This is a genomic window from Maribacter aquimarinus, from assembly GCF_047345505.1.
Taxonomy (GTDB): Bacteria; Bacteroidota; Bacteroidia; order Flavobacteriales; family Flavobacteriaceae; genus Maribacter.
Genome location: NZ_JBLFEO010000001.1, coordinates 102,771 through 122,673 on the forward strand (window position 1 = coordinate 102,771; position 19,903 = coordinate 122,673).

Here is a 19,903-nt window from a genome sequence, read left to right on the forward strand (position 1 = left end):
TGGCACCGTCATAATGAAATTAAACCCACCCAAACCTTAAAACCTGTCCTTTGTTAAACTTGCCTTTTTTTTTGACTTCCCGTTTGTTTGCACGTCCGCGCCCCGGCCCCGATGGGCCACCACGGGGTATAAAAAAAGCCGCTGAAAAGCGGCTTTCATTAAAGATATACCCTACAACCTAGTTGGTCGTATCTGGGATCAATACGGTGTTTACCGCGTGAATGACACCGTTACCGGCCTGTACATCGGCAGCGATTACCTGTGCAGTGCTGTTGCCGGCACCATCGGTAATGGTCACAACGCCATCGGTGATGCTAAAGGTAACCGTATCGCCTTCCAAAGTGGCGGGGGATACGAGGCCATCACTTAAGTCACCACTCCGTACGTTTCCGCCAGCGATGACGTGGTGCTGCAACACAGCGGTCAGGGCGGCACCTTCCGGTACGGCGGCCAAGGCGGCAAACGCATCGTTCACTGGGGCAAATACGGTAAAGGGTGCTGGATCCGTACCGTTGGGCGTGCTCAGGGTTGCCACAAAATCGGGCTGTCCATCAGCGGTGAGTGCACCCACCAAAGAAGTGAAATTGGGGTCTGCGGTGGCAAAGGTGACCACGGTGGGGATATCGATCACCGCATCCACGGCATGAATGACCCCATTGGTGGCCACAACATCGGCCACGGCCACGTTGCTAACGCCGTTCAAGGTTACGCCATCATCGGTATTGATGTAAAGGCTCAATTTTTGGTCTGGCGCAAAAGTGGCCTCCGTGTTCACGTAGGTGTTTGTGAGGCCATCGGAGTAGGCGGCAGCTCCGGCCACGACATGGTTGGCCAGAATGGCATTGATATCGTTTCCGTTGGGATTGGTAAAGGCATCAAATGCAGCATCCACCGGAGCAAATACAGTGAAATCAGTAGCAGCACTTGACAATAGGTCCGTAAAGGTGGTGTTGCCATCTGCCGTAAGGGCGCCCACCAAGGCACTGAAATTGTCATTGGCCACGGCGTGGGTTACAATGTTGGGAAGGCCTATGACCTCATCCACAATGTGCACCACTCCATTGATGGCTTTTACATCGGCGGTAATCACATCGGCCCCACCATTGAGTTCCACACCATCGTCCAGGTCCACGTACATACTAAGGTTGCGCTCGCCGGGCCCTGCGGTGGACAAGGTTGAAATGTAACCCTCGGTCAAATCAGTGCTCATTACGTTGCCGCTTACCACGTGGTTCAACAAGACTTGCTGCAATACCTCCGTGGGGATATCGCCTAGGCCGGAAAAGTTGTTGTCTTCCAAAAACTCGGCAAAAGCGGCATTGGTTGGGGCAAAAACCGTGAAAGGACCGGCACCGCGCAAGGTGTTGGGCAAGTCGGCATCCGCAGCTATCAGGGCTTCCACCAAAATGCTCAGGTCCGGAGTGGCAATGGCCAAATCGGTAATGGATTGCAACAACACATCTTCCAAGGCATCCAAAGCGGCTTGGGGCAACAAGACCTTATCTATAATGTGGATCACCCCATTAAGGGCATTGTTGTCCGCAGAGATGACCGTTGCGGTTTCCCCGGCGGCATCAACAAAGCCCGCCCCTCCGTCAAGGGAAACGGTAACGGTGCTGCCCTCCAAGGTGGTAATGGTACCTCCGTCCGTTAAATCGCCGGACTCCACCCGTGCGCCAGCGGCTACGTGATAGGTAAGAATGGTGGCCAACAGGTCTTGCAGTTGCGCATCATTAAAATCGTCCAAAGAGCTGAAGCCGTCCAAGCGATTCAACAAATCGCCAAATGCGGCATTGTTGGGGGCCAATACGGTATAGGTGGCAGATTCATCGGATAGAGCAGCCACCAAATCGTTGTTGGCACTTTCATCTGCTTTCTGTAATGCAGCCACCAAGGTGCTCAAATCGTTCACGCCCTGGGCAGTCACTACAATATTAGATCCTTCGGAAATTGGGGGTGCGGCGGGGTTGTCCTCTTCCTCACAGGAAACCGCCACAAAGGCCATTACGGCCAGCAATAGAATACTTTTTAGTTTTAGGTACTTCTTCATGGGTAAAATTTTAAATGTTAAGATTAATTGTTTGTTTAATTCCATATAAAGATGACCACAAATAAGATAGGTTGCTTTTGTTTAATCAAATTTTACTAAAGTTTAACAAAATTAATCCGCATATCTTAAGGTTATCTTAAAGAATTGTGAAGGACAACCGAGCAGTCCAATAGCAACAAGACCTATAATTAGGCTTAAATAGCGGGTTTTACGGGACATTCAGCGCCACCGACCGGTCAATGCGATCCTAACGGACGTTATATTGATTGTTTGGACAAAAAAGGATAATGTTTAAACAAATTTTGGCAAAGGCCTTGGGCATCTTGAAACTGCAAAGTTGAACAGAATTTGATGCACCCCTGCAGCACTGCCATTGGTGGCCCCCCGCGCCAAAGGGGCATGATGACCGGGTAATTTTGTATTTTTGCGGGGAAATGAGCGCAATGAAAAAAGTAGTGGTAGGACTTTCCGGAGGGGTGGATTCCAGTGTGGCGGCCCATTTGCTCAAAGAGCAGGGGTACGAGGTCATAGGGCTGTTCATGAAAAATTGGCATGACGACAGCGTGACCATCTCCGCGGAGTGCCCTTGGCTGGAAGACAGCAACGATGCCCTGATCGTGGCGGAGCGCTTGGGCATCCCCTTCCAAACCGTGGACCTGAGCAAGGAATACAAAGAGCGCATTGTGGACTATATGTTCCGGGAATATGAAATGGGAAGAACGCCCAACCCAGACGTGCTCTGCAATAGGGAAATCAAGTTCGATGTATTCCTGAACATAGCCCTACAGTTGGGGGCAGATTATGTGGCCACGGGCCATTATTGCCGCAAGGACACCCTGACCCTGCCCGATGGTACCGGGACGCACAGGCTACTGGCGGGAAAAGACCCCAATAAGGACCAGTCCTATTTTCTGTGTCAGCTCTCCCAAGAACAATTGGCCAAAACCCTTTTTCCCGTGGGCGAACTGCTGAAGCCCGAAGTACGGGACATTGCCAAAAGGGCCAATTTGATCACGGCGGACAAAAAAGACTCCCAAGGGCTGTGCTTTATAGGAAAGGTGCGCTTGCCGGAATTTTTGCAGCAACAGCTGCAGCCGAAAGCGGGAAAGATCGTGGAAATCCCCAGCAACCTGCCACAGTATGCCCAGGACCTGCCCAATTTTGAAGGCAAACCCGAGGAACTGGCCTTTCATGCCCAAAAGCCAAAATATGCCCCACAGCAGGGCAAGGTGGTGGGGCAGCACCAAGGCGCGCACTATTTTACCAAGGGGCAGCGCAAGGGGCTTCACGTGGGGGGCACCAAAGAGCCCTTGTTTGTCATAGATACGGATGTGGAAGACAACATCATATACACCGGACAGGGCAGGCAGCACCCGGGACTGTTTCGGCGCACCCTTTTTGTGAACGACGCGGAACTGCACTGGGTACGCCCGGACCTGGCCTTGGCCACGGATGCCAAAATGGAGGTGCGGGCCAGGATCAGGTATCGGCAGGAGCTGCAGCGGGCCACTTTGTACAAGGTACTGGGCGGACTTTACGTGGATTTCCAAGAACAGCAATCGGCCATAACGGAAGGGCAGTTCGTGGCTTGGTATCTGGAAGACGAACTGATCGGTTCCGGTGTAATCAGTTAAAGCCCATGGAAAACCGCATAACCCAACTTTTTAAGATAAAACATCCCATGGTACAGGCCGGAATGGTCTGGAACAGCGGTTGGCGACTGGCGTCCGCGGTCTCCAATGCCGGTGGACTGGGCCTTTTGGGCGCGGGATCTATGTACCCGGAGGTACTGCGGGAACACATCCAAAAATGCAACGCTGCCACAGATCGGCCCTTTGGGGTAAATGTGCCCTTGCTGTACCCGGACATTGAGCAGCATATGGAGATCATTGTGCAGGAAAAAGTGCCCATTGTTTTTACGTCGGCAGGAAATCCGAAAACCTGGACCGCATTTCTCAAAAAACACGGCATCATTACAGCACATGTGGTGAGCAGCACCAAGTTTGCCCTCAAGGCTGCGGAAGCGGGTGTGGACGCCGTGGTGGCGGAGGGTTTTGAGGCCGGTGGGCACAATGGCCGGGACGAGACCACCACCATGGTGCTGCTGCCCTCGGTTAGAAAGCACTTAAAGCTGCCGCTGATCGCCGCCGGGGGCATCAGCAGCGGAAAGGCCATGCTGGCCGCCATGATCCTGGGCGCCGATGGCGTACAGGTGGGCAGTCGTTTCGTGGCCAGCGAAGAAGCCTCTTCCCACAGGGCGTTCAAGGATAAAGTAGTGGTGGCAAAGGAAGGGGATACCCATCTTACCCTGAAGGAGTTGACTCCCGTTAGACTATTGAAAAACACTTTTTACGAACAAGTGCAGCAAGCCTATGCCCGGGGAGCCGACCGCGAGGGGCTAAAAGCACTGCTGGGAAGGGGCAGGGCCAAGAAGGGCATGTTTCTGGGCGATATGGAAGAGGGCGAACTGGAAATAGGGCAGGTGGCCGCCCTGATCGACCGGGTGCAGGCCGCCGCGGATATCGTAAGGGAAATCATGACTGAATTTGAAGCGGCAAAAAAATCCGTCGCAACGCTCTAGACTGTTTACCCTCCCAAGCAAGAGCTAGGCACCCTTGTCCTTTAGACTGCCCAAAAACTCCATCAGATCCCGAAGTTCGCGTTTGGTGATCATCTTGCCCATGGCGGGCATGGCAGAAACGGAGTTTTCCCGTTCCTTTATCCGTTTCAGGGGCACGCGCATGGGCTCTGCCTCCCCGGTGCGCAGTAAAAGTTCGGTATCGCTCTCTTCCAGCAGCACCCCGTTCACCTCTTGGCCGTCCTGCAAGGTGAGCATGACACTGCCGTAACCCGGGGCCAAACGTTTACTGGGGGCTATGAGCGACTCCAAGAGCTGTTCCCTCGTAAGGATATTGGCAATATTGTCCATGGGCGGCCCCACCTCGCCCCCGGAACCATTAAGGGCATGGCAGCGCACGCATTGGGCGGTGGAGTTGTTCTCGAACACCATTTTACCGCGCCACCAATTGCCACCGTACATCGCTTCTTGGTAATCATCCGTGCCGTACCCCCTTTTTTCCAGAAGGGCCAATTGATCATTGAGCTCGGGATGGTCCGTGCGCTCCACGGCCTCCATCAGATCCAGCATCACCTCCCGATCGATCTGTCCCTTGCCGGCCATCTGCAACAGTTGTTCCAGGGTGGCAAGGCTTTTTTCCTGCGGAAGGTCTGACAGTACCCGGAGCACGGCCTGCTGTTCCCCGGTGCCGCCCGTTCTAAAGATGGGGCGCACCACGGCCGGCCATTGCTCTGCCGGAAGGTCCAGAGAAGAGAGCAGGCCCACTGCCGCGCGGCGCACCCCTTGGTCGCCATCTTGCATGCCCATCGCCATGGCAGCTTCCATTTTGCTGAAGTCCAGTTGTCCCAGGGATTGCAGCAGGGCGGCCCGTACGCTGGGGTCTTCGCTTTCCCGGAAATAGGTAAAGAGAAGCTCGTTGTACTGGGGCATCTCCAGGGCACCCAACATTTTGGCCGCCCCAATCATGAGCTCCGGCTGCCCGGTCTCCAAAAACCTGGGTATCTCATTCTCCAATTTTTGCTTCAGTGGCACCACATCACGTGTGATCTCTCCACGGTACCTGCCATCCACGCGATCCAAGGGCGATGGGTTGCCCCAGGTACCCAGGGCGGCCAAAGCTTCCCCGCGGAGGGTGTTGGGCACATCGGACCGCTTGGTAAAGGCAATAAGGGCCTCCATCTCGGTTTCGGTGCCCACCCGTAGGGCGGCATTGATGGCCCTACGCAGCAGGGGTTCAGCGGTATGGCCCTCTTGGGTCAAGACCGCCGCCAGGTCTGGCAGGGCCTCGGGAATGGAGAAATCGTCATTGATGGCCCTGGCGGCCTCGGTAACGATATAGGGGTCGGCATCCTTTAAAAAACGGGCGATCCCGGGATGCCGTAGTTTGCGCAGCACCAAGACGGCGGCAAGCCGTAAACTACGGTTTTCATCACCCGCCAAATCCAACAGCGGTTGGGCCTCGCCCATACGGGAAAGTGCCAGCACGCCGGCGTGCCTTAGATAGACATCTTCATCGGCATTGCGGGCGATCATGCCCATCAAGGCCGGGATGGCCTCCCGATGCTCCAAGCGGCCCAAGGCCTGTGCCGCAAAAAAGACCGCCCGGGCATGGTCATGCTCCAAGAGCGAAAGCAATTGGGGTGCGGCAGGTGCATATCTCACATCGCCCAGCACCTTGGCGGCTTGTGCCACCAGCTCCCCATCTTCGCTTTCCAAGAGCGGCAGCAGGGCCTCTGCTTTGTCCAGGTCCTTGGCGGCCATTTGTCCCAGGCCCCAAATGGCGTGGATCTTGGCCAATTGATCGTTGTCCTTTTCCAGCACCTCCCGAAGTGCCCGAAAACCCCAAAATGTCCTTTCGGCCAATGCAAATTGGGCCTTTTGCCGTATGCGCATGTCCGGATAGGCCAACAAAGCCACCAAATTGGCGGTGCTGTCGCCTTCATAATCATGCGTCATCAGGGCCTCCGTTTTTTTACGTTGTTCGGCCAGGTCGTTCTCCTCCTCGGTCACATCAAGCTTCCAGACCCGTCCGTAGTCCTTGGTGCCCCATCCGTTGATCCAATCGGCCAAATAGAGGGCCCCGTCCGGGCCAAAATCAATCCCCGTGGGCAGCACACCGCTCAAGATGTCCCAGTCGGTATCCAAGTCAAAAGAGGCGCCCTTTGGCTTTAGGTTGAACGACCAGATGTGCGAACGACTGGGCTCGCCCACAAATTCCACCAAAAAAAAGCGGTCCGTCCATTTACTGCCCAGGGCGGTACCGGGGTTGTACACCATTCCCGTGGGGCCGTTGTGGAAATTGACAATGGGCGGAATGATGTAGGCGGCCTGCCCCTCCCAACGGGGCTTGTACAGCGCTTCGTCCATCCACACATTATAGCCGTTGTTGTCAGGATCGGTATATTTCCCGTACTGCCAATTGGCCCGCCATCCGGCATCGGAACCCTCCACAATGTGCACCAAGCGCTCGCTTTCGCCCTGGTGGTCCCCATCGTTGTCCGAAGAGATGATGTTGCCGTGGGCATCAAAGACAAACTCGTGCGTATTGCGCAGCCCATGGGCAAAAACCTCAAAATCGGACCCATCGGGATTGCTCCTCACGATCACGCCTTGGTTGGGGTAGGGGTGTTCCTCACCCTCCACGGTGGTAATGTGGGCCCCGATATCGCCAATGGCCCAGTAAATCTTGCCGTCCGGTCCTTGGATGGCGCCGCTCATGCCATGGCCACTAAAGCCAATATGTACCTGAAACCCCGTGGCAATACTGGTTTTCTCGTCCAGCACCTCATCTCCATTGGTGTCCCTAAGGCGCCACATATCTGGGGCAATGCCCACAAAAACATCTTCGTCGCGCACCAAGAGGGCACCCGCCACATCACTGACCTCGGTATTGAAATCTTCCAAAATGAGGGTGGCCCTATCGGCCTTGCCGTCCTTGTTGGCATCCACCAATTTCCAGACTTCGTCCTTCTGTACGGCCAGATCGCGCCAGTCATGCACGGAATCCTTGTTCAGGTCGGGGAGCCAATTGTTCTCCGCACTGCGCTCGGGAGCAAAGGTGGCGCGCAGAAATTCCCTCCGGTCTTCCACCGTTTGCAGGGCAATGGACGGCGTCATCCAGTCCCGGTGACCACGAATGTCGAACTCCGAGTTCTTTTGTCGGTTGGTACGGGTCAGGTAAATGTTGCCGTGGTCGTCAATGTCCATGGCAATGGGGTCGGGCGCCAAGCTGTCCGTGGCCCAGAGGCTCAATTCCAGTCCCGGGGCCACTTTTGTGGTCACACTTTTCTTGATTCGGTCCACGTCCGCTTCCAGCTGGGTGGAATCTGCATGCACCACCAATGGGGTCTGCATCGGTTTTTTCTGGGTACAGGCGAAAAATAGGGGAAGGGCCACCAAGGCCATTGCCCAGCGGATGGGGGTGGTCATTTGCATTTTTAGGTCGATGGTTTAAAGGTTAAAAATAATCAATAATGCGCCATTGGCACAAGGTTTCCGTTCAAAAGCGATAAGGGACGGACGATGATTGCCAGAACCTGTGGTGATGTGCTTCAAACGTGCCTCCGTACCAATTTGATGCCCCGCGCCACAAGCAGCCCACCGAGCTAAGGCCTTCATGGCCCCGCTCTTTTCCCGGTACCCGAGGGCCGCCCCATCCAACGACATCCAAACACATCCAACCAAAAAAATTCTGTCCAAGCGCCCGGCCTTGAAATGATCCCCCATTTGCTATCTTTGGAAATCATTTTAAAAACAAGATCATGTCCGTACCAAAAATGCTGTTTTCTACCTTATTGTTGTCTTTTTTTGTCGCCCCCCTGGCCTTGGGCCAAGTGTCAAATTCGCCAGAGGGCCGTTGGAACCTGACGATCAGTCAAGAAGGGGAGGCCTTGCCCGCTTGGTTGGAGATCGAGAAATCGGGCACCAATGCCCTGGTGGGTCGGTTTTGTTATGCCTTTGGCAGTGCACGTCCCATAAGCGAGGTAAACATGTTGGGAGACCGTTTTTATTTCAGCATACCGCCGCAATGGGAACCGGGAGCCGCCAATATGGAGTTGGAGGGTACGCTGGAAGGCGAACAGCTCAAGGGCACCATGGTCTATGCCGATGGTAAAACATACGAGTGGACGGCCCAGCGCACCCCAAAACTGCCCTATACCGAGAACCCAAAATGGGGCAAGGAGATCGCGCTCTTCAACGGCAAGGACCTGGAAGGGTGGCAGGCCGAGGGAGATAACCAATGGTCTGTAAAAGACGGCATCCTCACCAATGCCAAAGCGGGTGCCAACCTGATTTCAGAAGAAAAATTCAACGATTTTAAGATCGTGCTGGAGTTCAGGTATCCCGAGGGCAGCAACAGCGGACTCTACCTGCGGGGGCGCTATGAGGTGCAGATCGCGGACAATTGGGGGGCGGAGCCCCACCCCAACCTCTTTGGGGGGATCTATGGCCTGTTGGCGCCCAATGAGATGGCCGCCAAAAAAGCAGGGGAGTGGCAAACCTATGAGATCACGCTCAATGGCAGGCGGGTAACCATCGTGGCCAATGGCAAGACCATTATAGCCGATCAGAACATACTGGGGATGACGGGCGGTGCGCTGGACAATGACGAGGCCGCACCGGGACCGATCATGCTGCAGGGCGATCACGGCGCCGTGGAATTCAGGAAAATCGCCATCAGGCCCAGAATACCGGAATGATCGGCCCCAGGGATGGCGCCACCGTGTAAATGAAAAATAGGTGGCGGTATTCCCGCTTATTGAAAGTTGTAACTGGTACGCTCAATGATGGGCAATACCTTTTGCAGCAGCTGGTCCGTGAGTTTGATCTCCTTCAGCTTCTCCAAATGGCCGGTATGGTGAATGTCCGAGGCCACAAAATCTATGAGTCCCGCTTCCAGAAGCGCCACGGCGGCCTTGTGCACCTCCTTGCCGTAGTGGTCCGAGAGGGAGAGCAGGTTCATCTGCATCAGCATCCCCTTGTCCTTGTATTCCCGGTAGGTGTTCATTTTGCCGTGCAAAAAGACATAGCGCTCCGGATGCGCCAGAATGGGGTAGTGTTTTTTTTCCGTACAACTGGCAATGGCATCCAACAGGTTCAGGGAGGGCTGCAGGTAAGACATTTCCACCAGAATGTACTGCCCGTCCATGGTCATGATGCGGTCTTCTTCCAAAAGTTGCTCAAAATGCGCATCGATCATGTGCTCCGCGGCCACCCGCAAGCGCACTCCCGTGATGCCCGCCTCTTTCAGTCCCGCCTCCAGTTGGCGGTGGGCCGTGCCAATGCTCTGGGCATCGTTGGGGTAATAATTGGCCATGATGTGGGGCGTGCAGATAAAATCGGTGATGCCCAAGCTGCCCATCCCTTGGATCAGGTCCAGCGATGCGGCCACGTTCTTGGCGCCATCGTCAATGCCCGGCAGAATATGGTTGTGCATGTCCACCAAATGGGCAAGGTGATCGGAAAGAAAGGTCTTTTTGGTGAAAAAACTGAACATGGGCGGGGTTTATGCGGATAACGGATGAAACGCTGCAAAATTGCCGAAAAAAGAGGTAAATCGCGGCCCATTCCAGAAAAAAATGTGCTTCATGACGGTAGGTGGGGGCTGGGACCCCCGATCCTTGCCTCCCTGAGGCGGCCAGCCGGTACATTTGGTGTTGGGGGCGTCTTTTTATGCCGTTCGGCACTTTAAAAAGGGGTAGATTCACCCTTTCGGTTTATCTTTACACTTCAACCCGTAAAACCAAAAATGGAATGAAAAAATTTAACGCATGGCAGCTGCCGTTGGTGCTTTTGTTGCTCCTAACGGCCTGCAATCCCAAAAACAAGAAAAAAGAGGCCGAGCCCCAAATGGCCCAGGCAGAGATCGGTGAGGCACAAGATGATTTTGCCGTGATGGCCTATTATGTGGCGGAGGCCGACTATAAGCCCGAGAACATCCCGGTGGAAAAACTCACCCACATCATCTTCTCCTTTACCAATGTCATTGACGGGGAAATGAAATTCCGAAATCCAGAGCGTTCAGGCCCCCAATTGGCCGCCCTTGTGGAGCAGAAAAAGCGCAACCCCAACCTCAAGGTGATGATCGCCTGCGGCGGATGGGGCGCCGATGGCTTTTCGGACATGGCGCTTACCGAGGAAGGAAGGACAAAGTTCATAAACAGTGCGTCTGACTTTATAGTGAAATATAAGTTGGACGGGCTGGACATGGACTGGGAATACCCCGGCATTTCCGGGGCGGGCACCAAGGCCCGGGACGAGGACACCGAGAATTTCACCGCCCTGATGAAGGGGCTTAGGGAAATGCTGGATACTTTTGACACCCCCAAGGTGCTCACCTTTGCCTCCGCCGGCTGGAAGCGCTATTACGATTTCATTGAAACCGAAAAAGTGATGCAGTATGCCGATTTTATGAACGTCATGACCTACGATCTGGTCTCCGGGGTATCGGAGTACACCGGCCACCACACCGCCCTGGGCGATGTTAAGATCGAGGAGATCGAGGGCACCCCCTTCCACGAGCAGCTCAGCAACCGCTTTAAAGAGGGCAAGAGCAAGGACCCGCATCCGCGCAGCACCGAAAAGATCGTGGACTTCCTCATAGCCAACAATGTAGATCCCAAGCAGATTGTCATTGGGGCGGCCTTTTACGGTAGGGTCTGGAAAGGCGTGGTTCCGGACAACAAGGGACTGTACCAGCGCAGTGGCGGCATGCACATAGGCTGGCTGGCCTATCACGAAATCCGGAAATCGTACGAGAACAATCCGGACTACGTTCGCCATTGGGACGAAAAGGCACAGGCCCCCTACATGTACAATGCCAAAGAGCAGTTCATGCTCTCCTATGACGATACCGTCTCCGTGACCAAGAAAACCGATTATGCCATGGAGAAAGGCCTTGGCGGCATCATGTTCTGGGAACTGGGCAATGACACCAAAGAGGAGAACGGCCTCTTGGATGCCATTTACGCAGAGGCCACCGACTAGGGCCGGGCAAGCGGTCACCTAAGGGCTCCCACCGCACCTTCGTGGTTTCCGCCGCCCTAAACAAAAACCGGCCCCAAAGCAAAACACCCCGATAGGAGGCAAACACCTGCCGGGGTGTTTTTTTTGGCAAAACTGGCCTGTTTTGGGAAACGCCCACCCTGTTCCGAAAGCAGGCCGAGCCAAGGAATGGCCCAACCTGGGAACGGCAGGGTGTGGGGCACATTGGCTTTCCATATTTCTTATGCTTGAAATTCTGCCTGAAAAAGGGAGTGGGAGGGAGGGGGCAGGCCAATCTTGAAAAGGTTTAACTCCAAAAAATACAATTGAACACACACAATGTTACAGCGTTAACACAGAAATGTAAACATGAAATATGGCAACAGTTCGTAAAAAAAGTAACCTTTACACAACAACATCACCAAACTCCAAGGGCACTACCGGACAACCCACCCTTGGGCATGGCCATTAGCCAAGCTAAGGCCGCTTTTTCCGAACAAGGCGTTGGGGAGCTAAGACCTAAAGGAGCAATGGCCACAAATTTTATATTTTTCAATCATCGGCACCCATTAATCCGTGGACCATTTTTAATTTTCATTTGTATATCCGGGTAGGTTGCCTTTTGTGAAAAAACACTGTTCGCCCATTGTTTTATGGCATCAATGGGGAGGAGACAAGAAAAATCGTAAAGAATTCATTTTAAGCCAGTAACCTTAAAATAATTGACCTCATTTTTCCGTTAGATGTGCAAAACCACCTTACCATGTACATATGGCATTAAAAATGCATTGGCGCAAAAACATGATATTGGTCTTTTTAACGGCCTCCACAATACTTTTGGGCTGTAAAAAGGACAGCGATCTGCCGGCGTTTGAAATATCCAATGAAACGGCCACCATTAGAAAGGATCATGATGGGTTGGCAGACGAACTGGACCCCAACCCATTCAATTCCGATAGCGATGGTGACGGCATTCCCGATGGAATGGATGCCGACCCTGATGGCGACGGTACCATCGATAATGGTGAGGATTCGGATGGGGATGGCATCAATGATGCTTCCGACGTGGATCAGACCGGGGGTATGGATTCGGATAACGATGGTATCGATGATGCAGTGCTAGACCCCACTGATAATGACAAGGACGAGTTACAGGATGGATTGGACCCCAACGCCAATGATCCCGATACCGATGATGATGGTATAACGGATGGGGCCGATGTAGATGTGGATGGCGATGGCACAAACGACAATGGTACGGATAGTGACAATGATGGTATTAATGACAGTTCAGATAATGACTCCGGAGAAGTCGTTGGCGGCATTATTGGCTTTCGCCAAGTAGGTCCTGTTGGGGGAGGGTTCCCCAACGTTGTAACCTGGGATCCCAATGTGCCCGGTAAAATTTACTACGGATCCGATATTGGCGGTACGGGCCGATCCATGGACTACGGCAAAACTTTCGAGTCGGTAGGGCGTGGACTGGGTTATGAAGAATCCCACCAAAAAATAGCCACCCTCCATGCCGTTGATGTAAACGGTAGTACGGTGATCGTGGGCGGTACCGGGTTTAAAGGTATGGGCGGTGAGGTCATTTCCTCCGTAAACGGAGGTGACACCTGGAATCACGATTCCTCCAATATTTCGTTTTCGGCACAAAACAGTAACGCACCACTACCTGCACGGAGACCGCGCTCAACGGATCCGAGCTTAATACAATGGGTCGGCGGTTCCACCTGGGTGGCCGGCACCTACGACGATGGCGTGTGGATTTCAAGAAATGACAGAGCTAGCTGGAGCAAGATCAATGTTTTTAACGGTACCGTTCATGTACGCGCCATGGCCATGTCGCCAAACGACCCCAATACGGTGTATGTAGGTCTGTGGGGAGACCACCCGTCCCTACCCAACAAAGGATTGTGGGAAATAAGTAATTTAAACGGAACACCTTCGGCAAGCAGGGTTGACGGAATACCAAATGTGGTGGAATCGATAGCGGTGCTCGGCAATAGACTGTATGTGGCCTGCGGTCGTTTTGGCGTAAGGCGCTTTGTACCTGGCAACAATAACATCACCAACATCTCAGCACCTCTCGGTACGGCTGTTATGGCATCGGCCATACATGGCGCCAAAAGGACATGGAACACGGATAGGGTGGTTTTAGGGACTGCCAATGGCGATGGCAGTATTTGGGTTTCCGAGGATAGCGGCACAAGCTGGACCAACACCACCGCCTCCGGTGTCTCCATTGCCGCATGGGGAACCAACGAAGATCTCATTGTCTTTAAGACCCATGGCAATTGGGCCCTAGGCGGGCCCAGATGCGATGTTGCCGCCGTACAGGTTTCCCCGCATGATCCAGATGCATGGGTCGTATGTTCCACTTCGGCCATTTGGACCACCGTGGATGCCGGTGCTACCTGGAAACCGGCCGATGGTTTTCAAATCCTTACTTTTAGGGATGTGGAGATCGGCCCCACAGGTGTCATAGCCACAGGAAATGTAGATCACGATCTGCTGTTGTCCAATGATGGGGGATCGGCGTGGAGAGCTGTGGGGCTGGGCGGAGTAACCGTGGGCCACGCACTTGGCTTTTCACCCGATGGATCGGAACTGGCATTTGGCAACGGCGAACGGGATGATAACGGTACCGCTGGGAAATTGGCTGTGGTTTCCTCACCCAACACCCCTTCCTCTCCCCAGCTTAGGGAAGTTACCAATCCTATTGCACCTAAACGTATTATTGGCGTGGAATGGATCCATCTACCGGACGGAACCCAGCGATTGGTAACCGCCATAGACGATGGAGGCGTTGGCACCGTAGATCGCTCCAATGGAAGCTGGGGCAACTGGACCATCCAAACCAAAGCATTCATGGGCCCCCAGGACAATGGCCGCCTACGGTGTTCCATGGCGTCCAATGGAGGCTCCACTATTTTTATCTATGACCGCAGCACGGGGGTTTGGAGAAGTACGGACTACGGAGAAAGTTGGAGGCAGCTGCTGGCCACGCCCGCCGGGGAAGACCGAGGCTATTTGGCCTACGATGGCACGCATGACCGTTTGTACATTTCAACACCGGCCGCCGTACTGCGCATGGATGCCGCATCCAATTCCAATGCTACCGTTAATCTGTCGGTACCCACCAAAAAACCCGGTGCCATTGCCCTGGACCCCTACGGTCGCTTGATCGTCTTCTCTGAACCAGAGAATGTAAATAGATCGGATACGGCTCTGTACCGAAATGACAGCCCGGAGACCGATCAACATACATGGAGGGACATTGCGGACAATACGATAAAAAGCGTGGTGCCACCGGTGATCGATATCGATGCCTCTAAAGAATATATCGTTTTAGTGACAGCGGGCAAAGGTATGTTGATCTCCCAAAACGACGCGCCCTAGTCGTAACACCTAAGCACCCCCTTTGTGCTAAAATGGCGAAGGCAATCTTATAGGTCTTTTATCATTCGCTGGCCAAGCGATTGCCCCCGAAGCTTCAGTGGTGTTTGGCAACGAACACCACTGAAGCGTTTATCTATAAAAAGCAATAGGGCAATTGGCTGTGCAGCACAGATCGAACTGATACGGATCGGGCCGTTGGCTAAAAGTGGCACAGATCAAACCGAAATGCTTGGCCCTATACTACCGAAATGGGTGGCACAAAACGAACCGAATTAGCCACTGTCCGCCAATTAATGAGCATAGTTCATCCGGCCCGCAAATTGGCTTTTACATAATTGCTAACGTTATAAGCCTAAGGGCCGATAACTGCAACGATGTAAAATAGCACGAAAATGTGCTATCCGCCAATTAATGAGCATAGTGCATCCGGCCCGCAAATTAGCTTTTACATAATTGCTAACGTTATAGGCCCAAGGGCGATAACTGCAACTATGTAAAATAGCACGAAAATGTGCTATCCGCCAATTAATGGGCATAGTGCATCCGGCCCGCAAATTGGCTTTGACATAATCTCTGCCGATATAGGGCTACGCCCGATATCTGATATTATGTCAAATAGCGCGAAAAAGCGCTATTCGCCAATTTGCTGCAATTGCACCATAATTTACATTATGTAAAATAGACTTTCCGGATGGGCGGCCCCACTTCAAGGTTTTGCTGCCGGCTCAGGCCGTTCCATATCGCCCTCATAACGGATAAAATTGCGCTCGGCACTATTGATGCCCAGGGTGCTGCGCAGATTGGGAAAGATGCGCGCCACCACGTCCAGGGCCTCGCCATCCTCGGCGCGAACACTGAAACGCATCTCATACCAATTGCCATCCCTGCTTTGGGAAATGTCCATATCTTGGGCCACCTCATGAAAACGCATCCCGGTTTCCGTGGGATTGTAACTGCCGCCCATTTGCCGTTCGCCGTAGTATGGGGCGTTCATCTGAACGCTATCTCCCTTTACCGCCAAAAAGTAGCCTTGCCCGCCCACATCAATGCGGTTAATGGTGTTGCCGGGCAGCAGCAGCCCACTCATGCCCACCTGGTTCATGGCCTGTGTGGCCAAGGGCTCCACCGTCCTGATCTGAATCCTGAAGTCCCTGCCCTGCATATGGCGATCAAAGGTGGCCCTGTCCACCGTTGGTGTCTTTCCCGTGCCGCAGCCCATGATCCAACCCGTGAACACGAGCGTGGCCAAAAAATGTCTTCCCTTCATCTTACTTTCATTAGGTATCGGTGTCCCCGGTAGCTCCGGGCATCGGCGGGGGTCCCGGGCCGGTTTTCCTAGAATATACAAAAATAGTGCCTCTTTTCCCGATTTTGCCGTTTTGTCCCGGCCTTTTTCCTGGCCTTACCATTCCTTTAGGGGCCATTTGGCGGTGCGCAGCTGTTTATTTTCCCCAGATACCTCGGTCCAGGCAAAAAAGAGGTGTTCTCCCCAACGTTCCATCTGCGGCAAACCCGAGGCGCGGGAGTCGCTCATGGCCAGCAACGGCAATGGTGGCCCCACCGTGCCCCTGCTGGTTACCTTGTTCACCTGCAAGGTGGCACCCGCCTCCCCGGAGACCAGGTAGCTCACCACGGCGGTATCGGTGTTGAGCAGCACCACGTCCACCCGGCCCATCACGGCGCCCTGGGCCACGGTAATGGGGCGGCCAAAGCTGGCACCGGCATCCTTGGAAAAGGCCAGTTTCACCTTGGCCGTACCGCCCGCCCCGGTGAACCAGGCCACCACAAAATGGTGGTCCAGGCCGGCGATCTCGGGGCCGTTCACGGGGCAGCCGTTTAACTGCCAGCCGTCATGGTGCACGGGCTTGGGGGCCGTCCACTCCCCCTGCACCCGGCGCACAATGGCAATGTCCCTGGTCTCGTCCTCGCTCCGATCGCGGTACACCACCACCGGCCCCTGGGGCGTTATGGCCGCAGCGGTCTGGCAGCAATCGCAGGTGCGCGCGTCCAACAGCGCCTCATCTTCCACCCCGCCCGTGGGGGTCACTTGCGCCGCCCGCAGGGTCATGGCGCCGTGGTGGCCCTCGGGGCGCCCGCCGGTATGCCTGCCATCCAGCCAGGTCACAAAAAAACGGTCTTGGTACGGCAGGGCGGTCACAAAACCGTGCTCGGTGTGCGTACCATCGGTATGCAGGGGCAAATGGTTTTGCCATTGGGCCGCTCCCCTGGGTTTTAGCTGCATCTGCACATCATAGGAATAGGTGCCCGCGGACGATTTTTTAAGGATGTGCGCCCAGTAGTGCTCCCCATTTTTGGCCACCACGGGATAATCTGCCCAATTCACGAACCAATCCTTGCCCCGCACCACCAATCGGGGTTCCTGCCACCCCTCCCCTTGCAGCTCGGTGTACTTCAAGGCCGCCTGGCCCTGCTCCAACGTTTCCACCCAAGACAGCAGCAGGGTGCTACCGGCGTCACTGGCCACCAAATGTGGCAGGGCACTCTGCTCCCCGGCCGGTGTGGGCAGCTCTTGCAAAGGGTGCGATCGGCCTGCCTCCGGGACCGATCTTGGCTCTGTCCTGCAACCGAGCAACACCAGGGCACAGGAAACCAAGAGGTTGTAAAAGTGCGATTTCAGTGTCATGGCATCTTCTTGTGCAACGGCCACGGGAGGCTAAGGTACCGCACCTCCACACGCCGTTCCTTGGCGGGGCCTAATGAAGGTTAAAGGTAAAAAAGTACGGGCAAAGGGGCCATGGTCCGGTCATAAAAAAACCGCCTCAAAGGGCGGTTTTTCCATCAGTTTGGGTGTTGTTTACCTTATCTCCACCAGCTCCAGTTCAAAGGTGAGGTCCTGCCCCGCCAGCGGATGGTTGGCATCCACCACAATATGGTCTTCGTTCACCTCGGCCACGCGCAGCTGCCTTTCGGTGCCGTCCGGGTTGGTGGCCATTAAGGCCATGTCCACTTTGGGCTCTATTTCCTCGGGCAGATCGGCCTTGGGCACCTTTTGGAACAGTTCTTTGTTCTTTTCGCCATAGGCATCCTTTTTGTCAATGACAATGGTCTTTTTTTCGGACGGTGCCATGTTCAACAGCCCCTTTTCAAATCCAGGGATCAGTTGGCCCTCCCCCAACTGTACCTCCAAGGGTTCCCTGTTCACGGAACTGTCAAAAATCTGACCATCGCTCAATTTTCCGGTGTAGTGCACGCGCACCAAATCATTTGCTTTTACTTTACTCATGCCTAATAGCTTACTTAATGGAATTTATTTGGTGCCAAAGGTATCGTTCCTAAGAGGGAAAAACGAAAAAATGGTGAAAATTCCCTGAAAAAGTCCTTTTTTCTGCCCTTTTCGATCCATTTTACCACAAAAAAGATGCTTTTTTGGTGGTTTTTAGCGGAAATTAAAAATACAGCGGAACCCGGGCAGGGTTCCACGTCCGAGGCGGCCCCGGCAGTTTTCAAGGGTAATGGGGTTTGCAGCGGCGGTGTGCTCAATGTTTCCCATCGTCCTCAAACTGGGTATCGGCATATTTGGTATCCGTACCACGGAGCTGCAAGCCTTGGTAGAGGGCTTTTCTGAGTCGCTTCTTTTTTCGTTCGGAAATGTCCATGGTGTCAATGGCCCACATCCGCTGGCGCAAATGGCGGCGCCTTAGCAAGGTGAGCGAATCCAGTTGGGTCTCAAAACGATGCAGCAAGGGCCCCTCTTCTTCGGTGGTTTCCACCGCTGGGGCCTCGGAATGACCAAGGTGCACAGTGCACAACAAAAGGAACAAAGACAGCCATTTAAACATAGGGGAGATGGTTTCACCCAAAATACGCACAGGCAATGCCATGGCCTTTTTTGGGATGGATAAATTCAAATATATGGTTTTTAGATGGTTAACCCTTAACGCCATGACATAAAACAAGAACATGCGCCTGTGGGCTGCTCCAAAAAGGATAGGGAAGCCACCCCAGTGATGACGCAACGAAGCCGCTTTTGGCAAACCACGCCATGGCCAATGGAGCAATCCCCCGGTACCCGCAGGGCGCGCGGCAAGAGGTCCGGAAACGGCAATTTCCTTAAGTGGTTAATAATCAAACCATCAACCCAAAACCGCTTTCCCGCCAGCGTTAAAAGGAAGGCAATTATATTGGCGGGTACGGTGAAATTGGTTATCTTTTCCTAAACAATACTGATCTCTATGAACATTAACTTTGAATATCACGACGTAAAGGCCAGCAACCGATTGGAAATCATGGCAGCACAAAAGCTGGAGAAGCTTGTGGACAAGTTTGACTTCATTGTCCGGGCCGATGTATTTTTCAAGAAGGAGAACACTTCTTCACCGGATACCGGAATGATATGCAACATACGCCTGAGCACGCCCGGGCCACGACTTTTTGCCGAAGCCAGCCACAGCAGTTTTGAGGCCTCCATAGCGGAATCCGTGGATGACCTGAAACGGCAGTTGGAAAAACGCAAGGCAAAGATGAAAATGCGCTAGGGACTTTACGGTTCCCAAAAAAAAACAGCCCAGCACCCCAGTGCCGGGTTTTTTTATGGGCGAAGGGGGAACATCCATCCACAACCCATTGGCCTTTACGCCCCAATTTCCGTAAAGGGAAGGGAAATCTTCTTTGTGGCCATCCCCTACTTTTTGGATTTCCACTCCTTTTCCATGGCCCCCGCCTTGATGAGCAGCACCACCCCGCCCACCGTGGCCATCAGGGATAGGGTACCGGAGAGCACCCACCACCAGGTGGGGCCATTTCCGTGCTTTAAGAATCCGCTTTCCACGCAACCGCAGATACCGGCACCCAAGAAAAGGGCACCAAAACCACCGGTGTACAACCATTTTCGTCTTATTGCCCTTCTGTTGTCTTTCATGATCGGC

General features: G+C 53.9%; 14 protein-coding genes. 6 read left to right on the forward strand and 8 right to left on the reverse strand.

Annotated elements, in window-relative coordinates:
- Window positions 1-178 precede the first annotated feature (178 nt).
- On the reverse strand, window positions 179-2,050 hold the full coding sequence (locus tag ACKWCC_RS00515; protein WP_413993924.1) for a fasciclin domain-containing protein: 1,872 nt from the start codon (window positions 2,048-2,050) through the stop codon (window positions 179-181).
- 443 nt (window positions 2,051-2,493) lie between these two features.
- On the opposite strand from ACKWCC_RS00515, the gene mnmA reads away from it, so the two are divergent.
- Together mnmA and ACKWCC_RS00525 are read left to right on the forward strand one after the other, a co-directional pair.
- Entirely contained in the window at window positions 2,494-3,684 is a 1,191-nt protein-coding gene (gene mnmA, locus ACKWCC_RS00520) for a tRNA 2-thiouridine(34) synthase MnmA (protein WP_413993925.1), read from the forward strand.
- 5 nt (window positions 3,685-3,689) lie between these two features.
- On the forward strand, window positions 3,690-4,631 hold the full coding sequence (locus tag ACKWCC_RS00525; RefSeq protein ID WP_413993926.1) for an NAD(P)H-dependent flavin oxidoreductase: 942 nt from the start codon (window positions 3,690-3,692) through the stop codon (window positions 4,629-4,631).
- A 24-nt stretch (window positions 4,632-4,655) separates the two neighbouring features.
- Here ACKWCC_RS00525 and ACKWCC_RS00530 read toward each other — a convergent pair whose 3' ends face one another.
- Window positions 4,656-8,057: a DUF7133 domain-containing protein gene (locus tag ACKWCC_RS00530; RefSeq protein ID WP_413993927.1), complete on the reverse strand. Its 3,402-nt coding sequence runs from the start codon at window positions 8,055-8,057 to the stop codon at window positions 4,656-4,658.
- A gap of 332 nt (window positions 8,058-8,389) precedes the next feature.
- Here ACKWCC_RS00530 and ACKWCC_RS00535 point away from each other — a divergent pair, with 332 nt between their 5' ends.
- Window positions 8,390-9,328 (forward strand): 3-keto-disaccharide hydrolase, encoded by a 939-nt coding sequence (locus tag ACKWCC_RS00535; protein WP_413993928.1) that lies wholly within the window; start codon window positions 8,390-8,392, stop codon window positions 9,326-9,328.
- 56 nt (window positions 9,329-9,384) lie between these two features.
- On the opposite strand, the gene ACKWCC_RS00540 is transcribed toward ACKWCC_RS00535, so the two are convergent.
- On the reverse strand, window positions 9,385-10,125 hold the full coding sequence (locus tag ACKWCC_RS00540; RefSeq protein ID WP_413993929.1) for a tyrosine-protein phosphatase: 741 nt from the start codon (window positions 10,123-10,125) through the stop codon (window positions 9,385-9,387).
- Between the two features lie 257 nt (window positions 10,126-10,382).
- Here ACKWCC_RS00540 and ACKWCC_RS00545 point away from each other — a divergent pair, with 257 nt between their 5' ends.
- Together ACKWCC_RS00545 and ACKWCC_RS00550 are read left to right on the forward strand one after the other, a co-directional pair.
- A complete protein-coding gene (locus tag ACKWCC_RS00545) occupies window positions 10,383-11,615 on the forward strand; it encodes a glycoside hydrolase family 18 protein (protein WP_413993930.1) in 1,233 nt (410 codons plus the stop codon).
- Window positions 11,616-12,395: 780 nt separating this feature from the next.
- Window positions 12,396-15,017, forward strand: a complete 2,622-nt coding sequence (locus ACKWCC_RS00550) for a sialidase family protein (protein ID WP_413993931.1) — start codon at window positions 12,396-12,398, stop codon at window positions 15,015-15,017.
- A gap of 706 nt (window positions 15,018-15,723) precedes the next feature.
- Here the strand turns inward: ACKWCC_RS00550 and ACKWCC_RS00555 are convergent.
- From ACKWCC_RS00555 to ACKWCC_RS00570, 4 genes are all read right to left on the reverse strand, one after another.
- Window positions 15,724-16,284 (reverse strand): DUF4251 domain-containing protein, encoded by a 561-nt coding sequence (locus ACKWCC_RS00555; RefSeq protein WP_413993932.1) that lies wholly within the window; start codon window positions 16,282-16,284, stop codon window positions 15,724-15,726.
- Window positions 16,285-16,419: 135 nt separating this feature from the next.
- The gene (locus ACKWCC_RS00560; protein WP_413993933.1) at window positions 16,420-17,661 is read right to left on the reverse strand and encodes a hypothetical protein; all 1,242 of its coding nucleotides are present in this window, start codon (window positions 17,659-17,661) and stop codon (window positions 16,420-16,422) included.
- Window positions 17,662-17,832: 171 nt separating this feature from the next.
- The gene (locus tag ACKWCC_RS00565; protein ID WP_413993934.1) at window positions 17,833-18,261 is read right to left on the reverse strand and encodes an FKBP-type peptidyl-prolyl cis-trans isomerase; all 429 of its coding nucleotides are present in this window, start codon (window positions 18,259-18,261) and stop codon (window positions 17,833-17,835) included.
- A 253-nt stretch (window positions 18,262-18,514) separates the two neighbouring features.
- A complete protein-coding gene (locus ACKWCC_RS00570) occupies window positions 18,515-18,817 on the reverse strand; it encodes a hypothetical protein (RefSeq protein WP_413993935.1) in 303 nt (100 codons plus the stop codon).
- A gap of 393 nt (window positions 18,818-19,210) precedes the next feature.
- On the opposite strand from ACKWCC_RS00570, the gene hpf reads away from it, so the two are divergent.
- Window positions 19,211-19,513 carry a ribosome hibernation-promoting factor, HPF/YfiA family gene (hpf, locus tag ACKWCC_RS00575; protein WP_413993936.1) on the forward strand — a complete coding sequence of 101 codons (303 nt, stop codon included), beginning with the start codon at window positions 19,211-19,213 and terminating at the stop codon, window positions 19,511-19,513.
- Window positions 19,514-19,659: 146 nt separating this feature from the next.
- On the opposite strand, the gene ACKWCC_RS00580 is transcribed toward hpf, so the two are convergent.
- Window positions 19,660-19,896: a hypothetical protein gene (locus ACKWCC_RS00580; protein WP_413993937.1), complete on the reverse strand. Its 237-nt coding sequence runs from the start codon at window positions 19,894-19,896 to the stop codon at window positions 19,660-19,662.
- Window positions 19,897-19,903: the final 7 nt, after the last annotated feature.

Excerpts from the sequence above, each read along its gene's own strand:
- ACKWCC_RS00515 (WP_413993924.1), bottom strand. The coding sequence starts at position 2,050 with ATGAAGAAGTACCTAAAACTAAAAAGTATTCTATTGCTGGCCGTAATG.
- ACKWCC_RS00545 (WP_413993930.1), top strand. The coding sequence starts at position 10,383 with ATGAAAAAATTTAACGCATGGCAGCTGCCGTTGGTGCTTTTGTTGCTC.
- ACKWCC_RS00560 (WP_413993933.1), bottom strand. The coding sequence starts at position 17,661 with ATGACACTGAAATCGCACTTTTACAACCTCTTGGTTTCCTGTGCCCTG.
- ACKWCC_RS00565 (WP_413993934.1), bottom strand. The coding sequence starts at position 18,261 with ATGAGTAAAGTAAAAGCAAATGATTTGGTGCGCGTGCACTACACCGGA.
- ACKWCC_RS00570 (WP_413993935.1), bottom strand. The coding sequence starts at position 18,817 with ATGTTTAAATGGCTGTCTTTGTTCCTTTTGTTGTGCACTGTGCACCTT.
- hpf (WP_413993936.1), top strand. The coding sequence starts at position 19,211 with ATGAACATTAACTTTGAATATCACGACGTAAAGGCCAGCAACCGATTG.
- mnmA (WP_413993925.1), top strand. The coding sequence starts at position 2,494 with ATGAAAAAAGTAGTGGTAGGACTTTCCGGAGGGGTGGATTCCAGTGTG.
- ACKWCC_RS00580 (WP_413993937.1), bottom strand. The coding sequence starts at position 19,896 with ATGAAAGACAACAGAAGGGCAATAAGACGAAAATGGTTGTACACCGGT.
- ACKWCC_RS00530 (WP_413993927.1), bottom strand. The coding sequence starts at position 8,057 with ATGACCACCCCCATCCGCTGGGCAATGGCCTTGGTGGCCCTTCCCCTA.
- ACKWCC_RS00550 (WP_413993931.1), top strand. The coding sequence starts at position 12,396 with ATGCATTGGCGCAAAAACATGATATTGGTCTTTTTAACGGCCTCCACA.
- ACKWCC_RS00555 (WP_413993932.1), bottom strand. The coding sequence starts at position 16,284 with ATGAAGGGAAGACATTTTTTGGCCACGCTCGTGTTCACGGGTTGGATC.
- ACKWCC_RS00535 (WP_413993928.1), top strand. The coding sequence starts at position 8,390 with ATGTCCGTACCAAAAATGCTGTTTTCTACCTTATTGTTGTCTTTTTTT.
- ACKWCC_RS00525 (WP_413993926.1), top strand. The coding sequence starts at position 3,690 with ATGGAAAACCGCATAACCCAACTTTTTAAGATAAAACATCCCATGGTA.
- ACKWCC_RS00540 (WP_413993929.1), bottom strand. The coding sequence starts at position 10,125 with ATGTTCAGTTTTTTCACCAAAAAGACCTTTCTTTCCGATCACCTTGCC.